The organism is Arthrobacter sp. HY1533, from assembly GCF_027568515.1.
In the GTDB taxonomy this organism is placed as follows: domain Bacteria; phylum Actinomycetota; class Actinomycetes; order Actinomycetales; family Micrococcaceae; genus Specibacter.
Map to the genome: position 1 here is coordinate 14685 of NZ_JANKZF010000032.1, position 17654 is coordinate 32338.

Consider the following 17654-nt stretch of genomic DNA (forward strand, 5'->3'; position numbering starts at 1 on the left):
GCTACCCGCGGACCATGCGCAGCAGCTGGGCGAAGATGCCTTCGCCGTCGTCGGCAATGCCGTCGTGGTGGAAATCTGCGCTCTCCCACACCTGGAGGTTCTTCACGGCACCGGCCGTGGCGAGGGAGATGCCCCGGTCCACGAAGATGTCGTCCGTGTAGACGGCTGCGGCCACGGGAACAGTGTTGCGGCCCAGCTGCTCCACGTCGTAGAGCGGGCCCCAGCCCTCCGTGCGTGCGGCAACCACATCCGCCAGTTCGCGCAGCGGCACCAGCGCCGGGTCCTGCTCGAAGTACCACGGGTACACGGCCTCGCCGGTGAGCAGCGGCACGGCCGCGTCCGGGAAGAAGTCAGGGTTCTCGGCCAGGACGCGGGCCGCGGCCCAGTCGCTGGCCTCGCCCTGCACGTAGATGGATTCGTGCATGAGCGCGTACAGCGGGTTCGTGGCGCGGCCAACGTACGCCGAAACGCCGGCCAGGAACGAGTCCGAAAGCCGGGCGCCGTCGGGCGTGTCAACGAAGGCGTCCTCGAACAGGAAGTGCAGGGCGTCAAAGCGGGTGTTGCCGCCCAGGTAGCTGCCCAGCATCTGTAGCCGTTCACGGGTGAGCCGTTCGCCCGTGGGCAGGTGCTCGGCAACGTCGGCCGTGTGCGCCATGATGCGGGTGAACAGTTCCCTGTCGGCCGGATACTTGGCGAAGTACTCGTCGTTGCGGGCGCGCAGGCGCTTGAAGGTTGCGTGGTAGACCTGGTCCGCCGGGCCCGTCAGCGGGCCCAGGCCGCCCGTGATGAGTGCCTCCTTGACCCCCTCGGGAGCGAAGGACAGGTAGGTCAGGGCGCAGAAGCCGCCGTAGCTCTGCCCGAAGATGCTCCAGGGGCCGGAGCCCAGCGCCTTGCGGATCAGCTCGGCGTCGGCCACGATGTCGGTGGCGCGGAAGTGCTGCAGGTAGTCTGCCTGGGCCGCGACGTCGCCGGCCAGGGGCAGCGACTGCCGGTTGGCGGGCGTGGACAGGCCCGTGCCGCGCTGGTCGAGCATGAGGACCCGGAAGTTTTTGGTGGCTTCCTTGACCCAGCCGTTGAGGCCTGTGGGCCGGTTGCCCTTGCCGCCGGGGCCGCCCTGCAGGAACAGCAGCCAGGGCAGCTCGCCGGCACCGTCAAGGGCGGGGTCGCTGAATTCGCGGGCAAACAAGGTGATGGACGGGCCCCCGGGACGGGAGTGGTCAAGGGGTACCTGGAAGCTGTGGTCCCGCACCTGCAGTCCGCGGACGATGTAGGGGGCGCTCATGCCTGCACCGCCCCGGCAGCGTTGGCACCGGCCACGGCGTCGGGAGCCCCGAATGCGCCCAGTTCCGCCCCGTCCAGGCGGAACACCGACCAGCCGTCCATGGGTGCGGCACCGAGGGAGCGGTAGAAGTTGATGGAGGGCTCGTTCCAGTCCAGCACACTCCACTCCACCCGGGCGTAGCCGCGCTCCACGGCGATCCTGGCCAGTTCACGCAGCAGCATCTTGCCGTAACCGCCGCCGCGGGCCTCGGGGCGCACGTAGAGGTCCTCGAGGTGGATCCCGTGCGTGCCCTCCCAAGTGGAGTAGTTCAGGAACCACAGGGCAAAGCCGACGATGGGCTCGCCCGCCACGGGGGAGTCCACCACGTGCGCGTAGATCTGCGGGTTGCTGCCAAACAGGTTGGCGTGCAGCATCTCCGGGGTGTTCCTGACGGCGTCAGGTTCTTTTTCGTAGACGGCAAGATCGTGGATCATGCCAAGGATGGCGGGGACATCGGCGGGCACAGCGGTGCGAAGCAAACTCATGGATTGAGCTTATCGTGCACATCACATGCGGCTGAATTCCTTGAACAGCACGACGGCGGAGCCGGCTTCGTTGGACGCGTCCAGGTCCACCGTGGCGGACATGAACCAGTCGTGGTTGCCTTCGGGGTCCACAACGGTCTGGCGCACGCCCCAGGTGTCGGTGCCCGGCGTGATGTGCAGCAGTGCCGGGCCGCGGGCCGCGGGCCCGGCCTCGATGAACTCATGCTCGTCCCAGTAGGTGTCCAAGGCGTCGGCCCAGCGGTCGGCATCCCAGCCGTGCTCGGCGTCGAGCGCTCCAAGTGCCTCGAAGTCGTCGTCGGCCGCCAGCTCGATGCGGCGGAACATCTCGTTGCGGACCATGACCCGGAAGGCGCGGGAGTTGTCGGTCAGGCGCGGCGGGGCGGGCGGCAGCGCCGTCTCCTCCAGCGGAGTGCCGGAGTCCTCGCCGCTGGTCATCTTCTCCCACTCGTCAAGCAGGCTGGAGTCGACCTGGCGGACCAGTTCGCCGAGCCAGGAGATGATGTCCTCGAGGTCCTCGCGCAGCGCATCCTGCGGGACTGTCTGGCGCAGGGCCTTGTACGCGTCCGTCAGGTAGCGCAGCACAATGCCCTCGGAACGGGCCAGCGAGTAGTACTGGACGTACTCGCCAAAGTTCATGGCGCGTTCGTACATGTCGCGGATGATCGACTTGGGGCTCAGCTCAAAGTCGCCCATCCACGGGGAAGCCTTGCGGTACACGTCAAAGGCGTCGAACAGCAGCTCGGAGAGCGGCATGGGGTACGTGACCTCGTCCAGGATGGCCATGCGCTCGTCGTATTCCATGCCCTGCGCCTTCATGTCCGCAACCTTTTCGGTGCGGGCACGCTTGAGCTGGGCGGCGAGGATCTGGCGCGGCTTCTCCAGGGTGGCCTCGATGACGGAGATGACGTCCAGGGCGTAGCTGGGCGACTGGGCATCCAGCAGGTCCAGGGCGGCCAGGGCAAACGGGGACAGCGGCTGGTTCAGGGCGAAGTTCATTTGCAGGTGCACCGTGAGGCGGACAGTGCGGCCGTCGTTCTCGAGCTCGTCCTCGGGGATGCGCTCCACCACGCCGGCGCCCAGCAGCTCGCGGTACATGCCGATGGCCTTGCGGATCAGGGCCCGCTGCCGTGCCGGCGGCTCGTGGTTCTCCGTCAGCAGGGCCTTGGCGGCCTGGAAGGGGTCGCCCGGGCGCTCCAGCAGGTTCAGCAGCATGGCGTGGGTGATGGTGAAGCTGGAGGTCAGCGGCTCGGGCACGGACTCGGCCAGGCGGGTGAACGTGGGCTCGCCCCAGGAGACAAAGCCCTGCATGGGCTTCTTCTTGACCACCTGGCGCAGCTTCTTCTGGTCATCGCCAAACTTCGCCACCGCCTTGGCCATGGCCTTGGTGTTTTCAATGACGTGATCGGGGGCCTGCACAATGACGGTGCCGGCGGTGTCGTAGCCGGCGCGGCCCGCGCGCCCGGCAATCTGCTGGAACTCGCGCACCTGCAAAACGCGGGTCTTCACGCCGTCGTACTTGCTCAGGGCCGTCAGCAGCACTGTGCGGATGGGCACGTTGATGCCCACGCCCAGGGTGTCGGTGCCGCAGATGACCTTCAGCAGCCCGGCCTGGGCCAGCTGCTCCACGAGGCGGCGGTACTTGGGCAGCATGCCCGCGTGGTGGACGCCGATGCCGTGGCGCACCAGGCGGTTGAGGGTCTTGCCAAAGCCGGCGGAGAAGCGGAAGCCGGCAACCAGGTCATTGATCTTGTCTTTTTCCTCGCGGGTGCACACGTTGATGCTCATGAGGTTCTGGGCGCGGTCGATGGCCTCGGCCTGGCTGAAGTGCACCACGTAGACGGGGACCTGCTTGGTGGCCAGCAGTTCCTCAAGGGTTTCGTGGACGCCGGTCTGGACGTAGTAGTAGTGCAGCGGGATGGGGCGCTCACCGGAGGAGACGGTGGTGGTGTCGCGGTTGGTCAGCTCGGTCAGCTCGCGCTCGAAGCGGCTGACGTCGCCCAGGGTGGCGCTCATGAGCAGGAACTGCGACTGCGGCAGCTCCAGCAGGGGCAGCTGCCAGGCCCAGCCGCGCTGCGGGTCCGAGTAGTAGTGGAACTCGTCCATGATGACCACGCCAACGTCGGCGTCCTCGCCTTCGCGCAGGGCAATGTTGGCCAGGATCTCCGCCGTGCAGCAGATGATGGGGGCGTCCTGGTTCACGGAGGAATCTCCGGTGATCATGCCCACGTTCTCGGCCCCGAAAATCTCGCACAGCGCAAAGAACTTCTCGGACACCAGGGCCTTGATGGGAGCCGTGTAGTAGCTTGCGGCACCCCGGGCCATGGCGTTGAAGTGCGCGGCGATGGCCACCATGGACTTGCCCGAGCCCGTGGGGGTGGACAGGATCACGTTGTTGCCGCTGACCAGCTCCAGCGCCGCCTCTTCCTGCGCCGGGTACAGCTCCAGTCCCTTGTCGAGCGTCCACTCCAGGAACGCGTCCAAAACGTCGTCGTCGGAGGAGGTTTGCGGATTCAGGGTGGCGAGCTGTTCAAGAAGATTCATGATGTTCCCAGCTTAGGCGCTCGGCGCTGTGGCAGGATAACGCCATGGGTGATCAACAGTTTCTCTGGGAGCCGGCCAAGTACGTTGAATTTGCCAATTTTCGCGACCGTCCCTTCTTTGACCTGACCTCCCGGATCGCGGCGTCCGCGCCCCGCTCGGTGGTGGATTTGGGCTGTGGGCCAGGCAACCTCACAGCGACGCTGGCGCAGCGCTGGCCGTCAGCGCAGGTGTTGGGGCTGGACAGCTCCGCGGCCATGGTGGAGCAGGCGAACCAGCTTGCTTCCCCGCACGACGCCGGCCCTCCCTCGGGTGCCCCGGCCCACCCCGCGCCTGGGCTTTCCTTTGCGCAGGGGGACATTGCGGCCTGGATGCCCGACGCCGCCACCGACGTGGTGGTCTCCAACGCGGCCCTCCAGTGGGTGCCCGGCCACCGCAGCCTGATGGCCGGATGGCTGGCTGCCCTGCGCCCCGGGGCGTGGCTGGCCGTGCAGGTCCCCGGGAACTTTGGGGCGCCGTCGCACAGGCTCATGCGCGAACTGGCTGCGAGCGCCAGGTGGCGCAGGCAGCTGGACGGGGTGCTGCGGCACGACGACGCCGTGGGCGAACCAGATCAGTACCAGGAGCTGTTCCTGCGCGCCGGCGCCCGCGTGGACGTGTGGGAAACCACGTACAACCAGTTGCTGCAAGGGGAAAACCCCGTGCTCGAATGGGTCCGCGGCACAGGGCTCCGTCCGGTTCTGGCAGCACTGGGACCGGTGGACAGCGTGGAGTTCGAACAGGAGTACTCGGCGTTGCTGGCACAGGCCTATCCCGCGGGGGAGTTCGGCACCAACTTTCCGTTCCGGCGGATCTTCATGGCAGGGGAAAAGCAATGAGCACACTTCAGGAGTTTCCGCAGGACTGGCAGCGTGCACTCGTGCTCGTGGCCCATCCCGACGACCCCGAGTACGGCATGGCCGCCGCCGTGGCCGAATGGATCGCGGCGGGCAAGCACGTCAGCTATGTGCTCGCCACGCGCGGGGAGGCGGGCATTGCCGGCATGGCGCCGACCGAATCCGGGCCGCTGCGCACCGTGGAGCAGGCCAACGCCTGCGCCCACGTGGGTGTCAGCGACCTGGTCTTCCTGGACCACCCGGACGGCCGGATCCAGGAGGGGCCCGCGCTGCGGCGCGACCTCGCCCGCGAAATCCGCCGGGTGAGGCCGGATGTGGTGCTGACCCTGAACCACCGGGATGAATGGGGCCCGGGCCGGTGGAACTCCGCCGACCACCGCGCCGTGGGCCGTGCCGTGTTGGATGCCGTGGGGGACGCCGACAACGAATGGATCTTCCCCGAGCTGTTGGAGGCTGGCCTGCCGCGGCACAAGACACTCTGGGTGGCCGTCATGTCCCCGCAGCCCACCCACGCCCAACCGGTCTCGGCGGCGAGCATCGAGAAGGCCGTCGCCTCCCTGGCAGAACACGCACGCTACCTGCAGGCGCTCAGCGACGAGCCGGTTGTGGAACAGGCCCGGGCACAGGTTCAGATGGTGGCGGGCAGCGGCGCCGTTGCCTTTGAATTGTTCGGCTGAGGGCGGAGCGCGCGGCACTGCCAATGCCCCTCGGCGAGGAGTACCTTGAGAGCTGAACAAACTACTTGCTTGGGGGAACCACAGGAGGATTGGTGCTATTCAAACTGATTGCCCGCAACCTGGCGCCGCACAAGGGCCCGCTGGCCGCCATTGTGGTGCTGCAGTTCCTGTCCACGATCGCCACGCTCTACCTGCCCACGCTAAACGCGGACATCATTGACGACGGCGTGGTGCAGGGCAAGATCGACGTCATCATGAACCTGGGGCTGTGGATGCTGCTCATCACGGCCGGGCAGGTGCTGTGCGCCATTGCCGCCACGTTCCTGAGCGCCCGGCTGGCCATGGGCGTGGGCCGGGCCATCCGCCGGGACCTCTTTGACAAGGTTGAGACGTTTTCGGCCCAGGAGGTGGGCACCATCGGGGCCCCGTCCCTGATCACGCGCACCACCAACGACGTGCAGCAGGTGCAGATGCTCACGCTCATGTCCTTCACCCTCATGGTCATGGCACCCATCATGTGCGTGGGCGGCATTGTCCTGGCCATGGCCCAGGACGTGCCCCTGTCGGGGCTGCTGCTGGTCATCCTGCCGCTGCTCGTGGTGGCCATCGGACTCATCGTTCGAACACTTGTTCCCACTTTTCGCAAGGTGCAAAAGCAGCTCGACGACATCAACGGGGTGCTGCGCGAACAAATCACCGGCATCAGCGTCATCCGGGCCTTTGGCCGCCGCGACTACGAGGCCGAACGCTTCGCGACAGCCAACGGCGCCCTGACCGCCTCACAGCTGCGTGCCGGGCGGCTGCTGTCCCTGATGTTCCCCACCATCTTCTTCGTGGTCAACGTGACAAGCGTGGGCGTGCTCTGGTTCGGCGGCCAGCGCATTGACTCCGGCGCCATGCAGATCGGGGCACTCACGGCGTTCCTGAGCTACATCATGCAAATCCTGATGTCAGTCATGATGGCCATGTTCATGTTCATGATGATCCCGCGCGCGGCCGTCAGTGCCGAACGCATCATGGAAGTGCTTGACACCGAGGCCAGCGTGGTGGACTCACCTGACGCGCTCGCCGTCGCACGCCTGGACGGGCGGCTCACCGTGGACAACGCGGCGTTCAGCTACCCCGGCGCACAGGACCCGGTGCTGTCGGGGGTCAGCTTCACCGCGGCGCCGGGAACCACGACGGCGGTCATCGGCTCCACCGGCAGCGGCAAGTCAACGCTCGTGAACCTCATACCCAGGCTGCTGGATGCCACGGAAGGCTCCATCGCCGTGGGGGGACATGACACACGAGCCGTGACCCTGCAGTCCCTGCGCGGCTCCATCGGCCTGGTTCCGCAAAAGGCCTACCTCTTCAGCGGCACCGTTGCCAGCAACATCCGCATGGGCAACCCGGACGCCAGCGACGAACAAGTGTGGGAAGCCCTGGAAACCGCCCAGGCCGCAGACTTTGTCAGGGACATGCCCGAGGGGCTTCAGGCACCCATAGAGCAGGGCGGCTCCAACGTCTCAGGGGGACAGCGGCAGCGCCTGTGCATAGCCCGGGCCATTGCCGCCAAGCCGTCCATCTACCTCTTTGACGACAGCTTCTCCGCCCTGGACTACGCCACTGACGCCAGGCTCCGCGCGGCGCTGAAACCCGTGACCCGCGACGCAGCCGTCCTGGTGGTGGCCCAGCGCGTGGGCACCATCAGGGACGCAGACAACATCCTGGTCCTGGATGAAGGCCGGCTCGTGGGGCAGGGAACCCACGAACAGCTCCTGCTCGACTGCCCCACCTACCAGGAGATCGTCACGTCACAGCTCAGCGCAGACAGCCCCGAACATGAGACCGCAGGCACCGAAGGGGGAGCACAATGACCATGATGCGCGGCGGAGGCCGCCCGGGCGCACCCCAAAAGGCCATCTCCTTTGGCCCGAGCCTCAAGCGGATCCTGGGCCTCATGGCCCCGGACAAGGTGCGGATCGCACTCGTCGTGGCCATGGCGGCACTGTCGGTGGGGCTTTCCGTCGTGGCACCAAAGGTGCTGGGGCACGCCACCGACATCATCTTCGACGGCGTGGTGGGCAAGATGCTCGAACGCTTCCCCGCCGGCACAACCAAGGAACAGGCAGTGGCCGCGTTGCGCGCCTCCGGCCAGGGGCAGCTCGCGGACATGCTCAACGCCATGAACGTGGTCCCCGGCCAGGGCCTGGATCTGGACGCCCTGGGCGCCGTGCTCATGGTGGTGCTGGGCCTGTACGTCCTGGCGTTCTTCTTCAACTGGTCCCAGGGCTTCATCACCACCGGCATTGTCCAGCGCGCCATGTACCGGCTGCGCAGCGACATCGAGGACAAGCTGGACCGGCTGCCCATGTCCCACTTCCAACAGGAATCCCGCGGCGATGTGCTCTCCCGCGTCACCAACGACATCGACAACTTCGCCCAGACACTCAACCAGACCCTGACCCAGATCCTCATATCCGTCCTCACCGTCTGCGGCGTGCTGGGCATGATGTTCTCCATCTCGCCCATGCTGGCCGGAATCTCCCTGCTCACGGTTCCGCTCATCGCGGGCATGACCATCATGATCGCCAAGCGCTCGCAGGTGCAGTTTGCCGCCCAGTGGAAGAGCACCGGGGAGCTCAACGGGCATGTGGAGGAAATGTTCACGGGCCACGAGATCGTCAAGGCCTTTGGGCAGCAGAAGCAGGCCATTGAAAAGTTCAAGGTCTCCAATGAGCGCCTGTACGAATCCAGCTCCAAGGCGCAGTTCATCTCCGGCATCATCATGCCCGGCACCAACTTCGTCGCCAACCTGAACTACGTGGTGGTGGCGGTGCTGGGCGGCATCCAGGTGGCCCAGGGCGTGCTGACCATCGGCAGCGTGCAGGCCTTCATCCAGTACTCGCGCCAGTTCAGCCAGCCCATGGCCCAGCTGGCCGGCATGATCAACCTGCTGCAGTCCGGCGTGGCCTCCGCCGAGCGGGTCTTCGAGCTGCTGGATGCGCAGGAGCAAAGCCCCGACCACAGCCCCGCCGCCGCACCCGCCATCCCGGCGGCCGGCCGCGTGGTGCTGGACCGGGTCAACTTCGGCTACAAGCCGGGGGAGCCGCTCATCAAGAACTTGTCCCTCGTGGCCGAGCCCGGCGCCACCGTCGCCATCGTGGGCCCCACGGGCGCCGGCAAGACCACCCTGGTCAACCTGCTCATGCGCTTCTACGAGATTGACTCCGGCACCATCACCGTGGACGGCGTCAACACCGCACACATGACCCGCGATGACCTGCGCGGCCTGTTTGGCATGGTGCTGCAGGACGCCTGGCTGTTTGGCGGCACCATCCGTGACAACCTGGCCTACGGCAAGCTCGGCGCCACGGAGGCGGAAATCATCGAGGCCGCCGAGGCCACCCACGTGGACCACTTTGTGCGTTCCCTGCCCGACGGCTACGACACCGTGCTGGCTGACGACGGCGGCGGACTCAGCCAGGGGCAGCGCCAGCTCATGACAATCGCCCGGGCGTGGATCGCCAAGCCGGGCATCCTCATCCTGGACGAGGCCACTAGCTCCGTGGACACCCGCACCGAGGTCATGATCCGCCAGGCCATGAACAAGCTGCGCGCCAACCGCACCAGCTTTGTCATTGCGCACAGGCTTTCCACAATCCGTGACGCCGACCTGATCCTTGTCATGGACCAAGGTGAGATCATTGAGCAGGGGAGTCACACAGGGCTGCTGGCCCGCGGCGGCTTCTACTACGATTTGTACATGAGCCAATTTGGCGACCCGATGGTGGAAGAGGTGGGCAAGGCATGAACTCCATGGACGTTCTGATGCGCCGCTGGCACTTGGACACGGAGTCCACTGTGCCCCCCTTTGAGCAGGTCAGGCTCCGCATCCTGGACCTGTCTTCCTCGGGGGAGCTGGCCGTCGGCACCAAGCTGCCACCTGTCCGTGCCTTGGCGCGCGATCTCGGCGTGGCCGCCAACACGGTGGCCCGGGCCTACCGCGAGCTGGAACAGGCCGGGGTTGTTGTCACGGCCGGGCGCAGCGGCACGGCCATTGCCTCCGGCGGGGACATGATTGCCGCCCAGGTGGCGGCCGCCGCGGACGCGTTCGCCGCCGTCGTGCGTGAACTTGGCGTGCCTCAGGCACAGGCCCTGCGCATGGTCACGGCGGCACTGGAACGGGGATAGTCCCACAGGCACTTGCCCGTTCGAACGAACTTTCGATTATACTTGCCTGCAACGCACCAACTTCAAGAAAATGCACAGCGCGGCCCAGCCGGTGCCGCGCCGTGGCCGGGCCGTGTCCAGCGGCGCGGCACCAGTGATGTGAAGGAAACAATGGCCCAGCCTGCAATCCCCGCCACCACCCCGGCGCGCCCAGACCTGTCCCGACTGGTGGTCAAGGGGGCCCGCGAGCACAACCTGCGCAACGTGGACCTTGACCTCCCGCGCGACTCCATGATCGTGTTCACGGGCCTGTCGGGTTCCGGAAAGTCCTCCCTGGCCTTTGACACCATCTTCGCCGAGGGCCAGCGCCGCTACGTGGAATCACTCTCCGCCTACGCCCGCCAGTTCCTGGGCCAGGTGGACAAGCCGGACGTGGACTTCATCGAGGGCCTGTCCCCGGCCGTCTCGATCGACCAGAAGTCCACGTCGAAGAACCCGCGCTCCACGGTGGGCACCATCACCGAGATTTACGACTACATGCGCCTGCTGTGGGCCCGCGTGGGCACGCCGCACTGCCCCGTGTGCGGGGAGCCCATTGCCAAGCAGACGCCGCAGCAGATCGTGGACCAGCTGCTGGAGATGCCCGAGGGTACCCGCTTCCAGGTCCTGGCACCCGTGGTGCGCGACCGCAAGGGCGAGTTCGTTGAACTGTTCAAGGAACTCACGGCCAAGGGCTACTCCCGCGCCAAGGTTGACGGCGAGCAGATCCAGCTGTCCGAGCCGCCCAAGCTGAAGAAGACGTTCAAGCACACCATCGAGGTCGTCGTGGACCGGCTCGTGGTCAAGGACGGCATCCAGCAGCGCCTCACCGACTCCGTGGAAACCGCCCTGGGCCTGGCCGAGGGCCGCGTGCTGGCCGAGCTCGTGGACCTGGACGCCGACGACGCCGGACGCATCCGCTCCTTCTCCGAGAACCTCGCCTGCCCCAACGAGCACCCGCTGGCCATTGACGAGATCGAGCCCCGCTCCTTCTCCTTCAACAACCCCTTCGGCGCCTGCAGCGCCTGCAGCGGCATCGGCACCAAGCTGGAGGTCGACGAGGAACTCGTGGTCCCAAACCCCTTCATGTCGCTGCGTGACGGCGCCATCGCGCCGTGGTCGCTGGGCACGGCCACCACCGAATACTGGAACCGGCTGCTCGAGGGCCTGGCCGACGAGCTGGACTTCAAGCTCGAGACGCCGTGGAACAAGCTGGACACGGCCACCCGCACCGCCATCCTGTACGGCAAGGACCACAAGGTGGTTGTCCAGTACAAGAACCGCTTTGGCCGCGAACGCAAGTACAGCACCGGCTTCGAAGGTGCCGTGCAGTACATCCAGCGCAAGCACATGGAAACGGAATCCGACCATGCCCGCGACCGCTACGAAGAGTACATGCGCCAGATCCCGTGCCCGTCCTGCGGCGGCGCACGCCTGAACCCGGCATCCCTCTCCGTGCTCATCAACGGCAAGTCCATTGCCGAGGTGTGTGCCCTGTCCATGCGCGACTGCTACGGCTTCCTCTCCAACCTGGTCCTCACCGGCCGGGAGGCGCAGATCGCCAGCCAGGTGCTCAAGGAAATCCAGGCCCGGCTGAAGTTCCTGCTCGACGTGGGCCTGGAGTACCTGAACCTGGAGCGCGCCTCCGCCACCCTCTCCGGCGGCGAGGCCCAGCGCATCCGCCTGGCCACCCAGATCGGCTCCGGCCTGGTGGGCGTGCTGTACGTCCTGGACGAGCCCTCCATTGGCCTGCACCAGCGCGACAACCGCCGCCTCATCGAGACGCTGACCCGCCTGCGCGACCTCGGCAACACGCTCATCGTGGTGGAGCACGACGAGGACACCATCAAGGAGGCCGACTGGATCGTTGACATCGGCCCCGGCGCCGGCGAACACGGCGGCGAGGTGGTGCACTCCGGCTCACTGGAGGAATTGCTCGCCAACACCAAGTCCCTGACCGGCGACTACCTGTCCGGCCGCAAGTCCATTGCCCTGCCCGCGGGCCGGCGCAAGTACGACAAAAAGCGCGAGCTCACGGTGGTGGGCGCCAAGGAAAACAACCTCACCAACATTGACGTGAAGTTCCCGCTCGGCGTGCTCACGGCCGTCACGGGCGTCAGCGGCTCCGGCAAGTCCACACTTGTCAACGAGATCCTGTACAAGGTCCTGGCCAACAAGCTCAACGGCGCCAAGCAGGTTGCCGGGCGCCACCTGCGCGTGGACGGCCTGGAGCACCTGGACAAGGTGGTGCACGTGGACCAGAGCCCCATCGGCCGCACCCCGCGCTCCAACCCCGCCACCTACACGGGCGTGTTCGACAACATCCGCAAGCTCTTTGCCGAGACCAACGAGTCCAAGATGCGCGGCTACCAGCCGGGCCGCTTCTCCTTCAACGTCAAGGGCGGGCGCTGCGAGGCCTGCACAGGCGATGGCACGTTGAAGATTGAAATGAACTTCCTGCCTGACGTCTACGTGCCCTGCGAGGTCTGCCACGGCGCCCGCTACAACCGTGAAACCCTCGAGGTCCACTACAAGGGCAAGTCCATCGCCGACGTGCTGAACATGCCCATCGAGGAGGGCGCCGACTTCTTCGCCGCCTTCACCCCGATTGCCCGGCACCTGCGCACGCTTGTCGACGTCGGACTGGGCTACGTCCGCCTGGGCCAGGCCTCCACCACGCTCTCGGGCGGCGAGGCGCAGCGCGTCAAGCTGGCCGCGGAACTGCAGAAGCGCTCCAACGGCCGCAGCATCTACGTGTTGGACGAGCCCACCACGGGCCTGCACTTCGAGGACATCCGCAAGCTGCTGCTGGTGCTGCAGGGCCTGGTGGACAAGGGCAACACTGTCATTGTCATCGAGCACAACCTGGACGTCATCAAGAGCGCCGACTGGATCGTGGACCTGGGCCCCGACGGCGGCACGGGCGGCGGCCGGGTCGTGGCCAGCGGAACGCCGGAGAAGGTGTCCAAGAGCTCCGACAGCTACACGGCCACGTTCCTGCGCGAGGTGCTCTAGCACACCGCCCCGGGCCCAAGATATGCCCCTGCCGGCATGGATGGGCCCGGGCGGGCCGGTGCCGTGAGAAACTATGGACGTGACTACTGCTTCCCCTGCCATTGACCGTGCCGGACCGCGCCCTGTTGTGCTCTTTGACCTCGACGGAACGCTCGTGGACCCCGCAGGCGGCATCACCGGCGGCATTGAACATGCCCTCGGCGCCATGGGCCTGCCGGTCCCGGAAGCGGAGGTGCTGCAGTCCATGATTGGCCCCAAGCTGGCCGACGGCCTCATCAACATTCTGGGCGTGCCCGCGGAGCAGGTGGACGGCGTGATTGCCGAATACCGCCGCTGGTACGGCGTGCAGGGCATGGCCATGTCCCGGGTCTACCCCGGCGTTGCGGCTTTGCTTGCCGGGCTTAAGAACGACGGCGTGCACCTCGCCGTGGCCACGCAGAAGCCCGAGCCCCTTGCCGTGGACCTGCTCACGCGCCACGGCCTGTCCGGCTACTTCACAGTGATCCGCGGCGCCCACGCCGACGAGACCCTCATGCCCGGGGACCCCGGCTACCGCCCCGGCAAGACCGAAATCATTGCCGCCGCCCTGGCCGACGTTGCCGAGATCGCCGGTGTCGAAGCCGGCGCTGCGCTTGACGCCGTCATGGTGGGCGACCGGCACCAGGACGTCAACGGGGCCCGCAGCAACGGCATCGACTGCATCGGCGTGGCCTGGGGCTTCGCCGCGGAAGGCGAGCTGGCAGCGGCAGGCGTGTCCGCCGTCGTGCATTCCGCCGAGGAATTGGCCGCCGCGCTGGCCGGCACTGCAGCTGCAGGGGAGGCCGCGAATGGCACTGTATGACGCCACCCGTGTGCTGACCCGCGGCACCATCGCCGCCCTGTGCCGGCCCACCGTGGAGGGGCTCGAAAACGTGCCCACCGACGGGCCGTTCATTGTGGCACCCAACCACCTGTCCTTCTTTGACTCGGTCATTGTGCAGGCGCTCACGCCGCGGCCGGTTTCCTTCTTCGCCAAGGCCGAGTACTTCACGGGCAAGGGCGTGCGGGGCAAGCTCATGAAGACGTTCTTCGAATCCGTGAACTCCATCCCCGTGGAACGCGGCGAGCAGGCCGCCAGCGTGCAGGCCCTCAAGACGCTCCTTGACATCCTGGGCCGCAACGAGGGCGTGGGCATCTACCCCGAGGGCACCCGCTCGCGCGACGGCGTGCTCTACCGCGGGCGGACCGGCGTGGGCTGGCTTGCCCTGACCACCGGCGCACCCGTGGTGCCCGTGGGCATCATTGGCACCGAAAAGCTGCAGCCGGCCGGCAGCAAGGGCTTCAGGCCGGCCAAGTTCACGCTGCGCTTCGGCAAGCCGCTGTACTTCGAGAAGACCGGCCCCGACCACTCCCTGCCTGCCCGGCGCCATGTCACCGACACCATCATGGACGCCATTGCCGAGCTGACCGGCCAGGAGCGCAGCCCCAAGTACAACCAGAGCCCCAGCATCGAGTAGACGTGGCAGATCCAGCAAGCTACCGGCCCAAGCCCGGCGAAATCCCCACCGACCCCGGTGTGTACCGCTTCCGCGATGAACACGGCCGGATCATTTACGTGGGCAAGGCCAAGAACCTGCGCTCGAGGCTGAACTCCTACTTCGCCAACCCGGCCACGCTGCTGCCCAAGACCCACGCCATGGTCCACCACGCGGCCAGCGTGCAGTGGACCATCGTGGGCAGCGAGCTCGAGGCGCTGCAGCTTGAATACACCTGGATCAAGGAATTTGCCCCGCGCTACAACCTCGCATTCCGGGACGACAAAACCTACCCGTACCTGGCCGTCTCCATGGGGGAGAAGTACCCGCGCGTGCAGGTCATGCGCGGTGAACGCCGCAAGGGCACCCGCTACTTTGGCCCCTACACGGCAGGCGCCATCCGCGAAACCATGGACACCCTGCTGCGTGTCTTCCCCGTGCGCAGCTGCAGCCCCGGCGTGCTGCGCCGCGCCGAACGCAGTGGACGCCCCTGCCTGCTGGGCTACATCGACAAGTGCGCCGCACCGTGCGTGGGCCGCATCAGCCCCGAGGACCACAAAGCATTGGCGCAGGACTTCTGCGACTTCATGGGCGGCGAGGCCAAGCGCTTCATCGGCACCCTGGAAAAGAAAATGGCCGCCGCCGCGGCGGAGATGGACTACGAGCAGGCCGCTCGGCTGCGCGACGACGTGATCGCCCTGAAAAAGGTGTTCGAGCGCAACGCCGTGGTCCTCACGGAAGACACGAACGCCGACGTGTTCGCCGTCGAACAGGACGAGCTGGAAGCAGCCGTACAGGTGTTTTATGTGCGCGGCGGGCGCATCCGCGGACAGCGCGGCTGGGTCGTGGAAAAAGTCGAGGACGCCACGGACGCCGAGCTGTGGGAACACTTCATGCAGCAGGTCTACGGCGGCGAGGACGCCGAACAGGACTCCATCCCGCGCCAGATTCTGGTCCCGGAACTGCCGGCCAACCACGAGTACCTGGCCCAGTGGCTGGGGGAGCTGCGCAACGGCCCCGTCTCCATCAAGGTGCCCATGCGCGGGGAGAAAGCCGCCCTCATGGACACCGTGAAGGCCAACGCCCGCCAGGCCATGGTGCTGCACAAGTCGCGCCGCGCGGGCGACTTGACCACGCGCTCCCTGGCGCTGCAGGAGCTGCAAGAGGCGCTGGAGCTGCCCATGCCGCTGCTGCGCATTGAATGCTTCGACATCTCCCACGTGCAAGGCACCAACGTGGTGGCCTCCATGGTGGTGGTGGAGGACGGGCTGGCCAAGAAGGGCGAGTACCGCAAGTTCGCCATCACCGGCGACGCCGCAATAGACGACACCGCCTCCATGCACGACGTCATCACGCGCCGCTTCCGCAACTACCTGGCCGAGAAGGAAGAGCGTGCGAAGGCCGCCTCCGCCACGGGCGAGGTGGGTGCCGGGGACTCCTCGGCCGAGGCGCCCAAGGCCAAGTTCGCCTACCCGCCCAACCTGGTGGTGGTCGACGGCGGCGTGCCCCAGGTCAATGCGGCGGCGCGCGCCCTGGCCGAACTGGGCATCAGCGACGTGGCAGTTGTGGGCCTGGCCAAGCGCCTCGAGGAGGTCTGGGTTCCCGGCAGCGACTTCCCCGTCATCCTGCCCCGCTCCTCCGAGGGGCTGTACATGCTCCAGCGCATCCGCGACGAGGCCCACCGCTTCGCCATCAGCTTCCACCGCGCCAAGCGCGGCAAGGCCATGACCGCCTCGGTGCTGGACTCCGTGCCCGGCCTGGGCGCCGCCAAGCAAAAGGCGCTGCTGGCGCACTTCGGCTCGCTCAAGAAGGTCAGGGCCGCCACCGTTGAGGAAATTGCCCAGGCCAAGGGCTTTGGCCCCGTGCTGGCCCAGGCCGTCCACGACGCCCTGCACACGGGGGACGGCACCGAGGCCGCCCCGGCCGTGAACATGGCCACGGGCGAAATCATCGACTAGTGTCCACAGCGCCATGGCGTGCAACGTCTGGCAGGATGGTGGTGGCAGGAATCGCGAACACCGGTCCGCAGGCCAGCGGCGGAGCCGCCCACAACCGACAGGGAAGAGCAATGACCCAACAGCAAGACCCAACGGACGCCTCAGACGGCGACCTGACTCCCGTCAAGCCCGTTGAAGCCGAGCTCCTGGTGGTCACCGGCATGTCCGGGGCGGGCCGCAGCACGGCAGCAAATGCGCTGGAGGACCACGGTTGGTACGTCATTGAAAACCTGCCCCCGCAAATGCTCGGCACCCTCGCCGATCTCGTCTCCCGCATGCCGGCCGCACTTCCCAAGCTCGCCGTCGTCGTGGACGTCCGCGGCAAGGCCCTCTTTGCCGACATCCGCGAATCCCTTAACGCGCTTTCCGCAGCCGGCGTTGCCTACCGGGTCCTGTTCCTTGACGCCAACGACGACACCCTGGTCCGACGCTTTGAGCAGGGCCGCCGCCCGCACCCGCTGCAGGGCGACGGGCGCATCACCGACGGCATCAACGCCGAGCGGCTCCTGCTGGCCGAGATGAAGGCGCAGGCCGAAATGGTCCTGGACACCACCAACCTGAACGTCCACCAGCTAGGCACCGCCGTGACCGAGCTGTTCTCCGAATCCGGCCCCGTGGTGCTGAGCCTGACGGTCATGAGCTTCGGCTTCAAGTACGGGCTGCCCGTGGACGCCAACTATGTGGCCGACGTCCGCTTCATCCCCAACCCGCACTGGATCCCGCAACTGCGACCCCTTACGGGCCAGGATGCGGCCGTGAGCGACTATGTGCTCAAGGACAACGGTGCCGCCGAATTCGTGGACCGCTACGTTCACGCCCTGGAACCGGTGCTGGAAGGCTACCGCCGGGAAAACAAGCACTACGCCACCATTGCCGTGGGCTGCACGGGCGGCAAGCACCGCTCCGTGGCCGTCGCCATTGAGCTGGCCAAGCGGCTGAGCCAGCTTCCCCGCGTCACCACGAGCATCCGCCACCGCGACCTGGGCCGGGAGTAGC

13 protein-coding genes are annotated in these 17654 nt (G+C 66.9%); 10 read left to right on the forward strand and 3 right to left on the reverse strand.

Annotation, left to right across the window (positions count from 1 at the left end; genetic code table 11):
• Position 1: 1 nt before the first annotated feature.
• The 3 genes from PCK14_RS17055 to PCK14_RS17065 are packed head-to-tail and all read right to left on the reverse strand — an operon-like array spanning position 2 to position 4368.
• Entirely contained in the window at positions 2-1282 is a 1281-nt protein-coding gene (locus PCK14_RS17055; protein WP_269939715.1) for an alpha/beta fold hydrolase, read from the reverse strand.
• A complete protein-coding gene (locus PCK14_RS17060; RefSeq protein ID WP_269939716.1) occupies positions 1279-1806 on the reverse strand; it encodes a GNAT family N-acetyltransferase in 528 nt (175 codons plus the stop codon). Before PCK14_RS17060 ends, PCK14_RS17055 begins: the two co-directional genes overlap by 4 nt.
• Positions 1807-1827: 21 nt before the next feature.
• Positions 1828-4368, reverse strand: coding sequence for a DEAD/DEAH box helicase (locus PCK14_RS17065; RefSeq protein WP_269939717.1), 2541 nt, complete (start codon positions 4366-4368; stop codon positions 1828-1830).
• 44 nt (positions 4369-4412) lie between these two features.
• Between PCK14_RS17065 and PCK14_RS17070 the strand changes: the two genes are divergently transcribed.
• From PCK14_RS17070 to rapZ, 10 genes are all read left to right on the forward strand, one after another.
• On the forward strand, positions 4413-5243 hold the full coding sequence (locus PCK14_RS17070; RefSeq protein WP_269939718.1) for a trans-aconitate 2-methyltransferase: 831 nt from the start codon (positions 4413-4415) through the stop codon (positions 5241-5243).
• Positions 5240-5938 carry a PIG-L deacetylase family protein gene (locus PCK14_RS17075; RefSeq protein ID WP_269939719.1) on the forward strand — a complete coding sequence of 233 codons (699 nt, stop codon included), beginning with the start codon at positions 5240-5242 and terminating at the stop codon, positions 5936-5938. Before PCK14_RS17070 ends, PCK14_RS17075 begins: the two co-directional genes overlap by 4 nt.
• 92 nt (positions 5939-6030) lie before the next feature.
• Entirely contained in the window at positions 6031-7797 is a 1767-nt protein-coding gene (locus tag PCK14_RS17080) for an ABC transporter ATP-binding protein (protein WP_269939720.1), read from the forward strand.
• On the forward strand, positions 7794-9734 hold the full coding sequence (locus PCK14_RS17085; protein ID WP_269939721.1) for an ABC transporter ATP-binding protein: 1941 nt from the start codon (positions 7794-7796) through the stop codon (positions 9732-9734). The genes PCK14_RS17080 and PCK14_RS17085 overlap by 4 nt, the downstream gene beginning before the upstream one ends.
• A complete protein-coding gene (locus PCK14_RS17090) occupies positions 9731-10114 on the forward strand; it encodes a GntR family transcriptional regulator (protein WP_269939722.1) in 384 nt (127 codons plus the stop codon). The genes PCK14_RS17085 and PCK14_RS17090 overlap by 4 nt, the downstream gene beginning before the upstream one ends.
• A 150-nt stretch (positions 10115-10264) precedes the next feature.
• The gene (gene uvrA / locus PCK14_RS17095) at positions 10265-13147 is read left to right on the forward strand and encodes an excinuclease ABC subunit UvrA (protein ID WP_269939723.1); all 2883 of its coding nucleotides are present in this window, start codon (positions 10265-10267) and stop codon (positions 13145-13147) included.
• Positions 13148-13226: 79 nt separating this feature from the next.
• A complete protein-coding gene (locus tag PCK14_RS17100; RefSeq protein WP_269939724.1) occupies positions 13227-13988 on the forward strand; it encodes an HAD hydrolase-like protein in 762 nt (253 codons plus the stop codon).
• Positions 13975-14643, forward strand: a complete 669-nt coding sequence (locus tag PCK14_RS17105; RefSeq protein ID WP_269939725.1) for a lysophospholipid acyltransferase family protein — start codon at positions 13975-13977, stop codon at positions 14641-14643. Before PCK14_RS17100 ends, PCK14_RS17105 begins: the two co-directional genes overlap by 14 nt.
• Positions 14644-14645: 2 nt before the next feature.
• Complete coding sequence (gene uvrC, locus PCK14_RS17110; protein WP_269939726.1) at positions 14646-16619, forward strand: excinuclease ABC subunit UvrC; 1974 nt, start codon at positions 14646-14648, stop codon at positions 16617-16619.
• A gap of 110 nt (positions 16620-16729) precedes the next feature.
• Positions 16730-17653, forward strand: a complete 924-nt coding sequence (rapZ, locus tag PCK14_RS17115; protein WP_269939727.1) for an RNase adapter RapZ — start codon at positions 16730-16732, stop codon at positions 17651-17653.
• Position 17654 lies beyond the last annotated feature (1 nt).